General features: G+C 33.4%; 1 protein-coding gene. It reads right to left on the reverse strand.

The genetic code is table 11. The annotated features are described in order from the left end of the window. Positions 1 to 428, reverse strand: a 428-nt coding sequence (locus AAHB15_RS30025) for a transposase (RefSeq protein WP_342043903.1), incomplete at both ends; no start/stop codon positions are given.

Genomic DNA, 428 nt, shown 5'->3' on the forward strand with positions numbered 1-428 from the left:
TGAGTAAAAGTAAGTATTTTTCGATTTGGACAAATATAAGTATCAGTTTCATTCTCATAGGTAAAATCCCTATGAGAAGTTGTGTTAAATGCATTGTCATGTTTAACGGGACTAATATAGCCTGTTATTTCAAGAGTTTTTAATCCATGATGAATTGGTGTTGTATCATACCCTCGGTCTGCCCCAACATTTTTAATATCTAAATCAAATTTTTCTTGAATCACTTTTAATCTTTCAACAAAGGGCTCACAATCATTTATGTTTCCTGGACTCGGATGTATATCTACTATGATTCCATTTTTTGTATCAATACTTGTGTGTGCTAAGTAATGAGGTCCAGATGGCTTTCCAGGTCGATTTAATAATCCAGAGTCAGAATCAGTTTTAATGATGGATATTGTTTCAGTAGAAGGTCCCTTTGGCTTTCT

This window comes from Bacillus sp. OTU2372, from assembly GCF_038440275.1.
Classification (GTDB): Bacteria; Bacillota; Bacilli; order Bacillales; family Cytobacillaceae; genus Neobacillus; species Neobacillus bataviensis_B.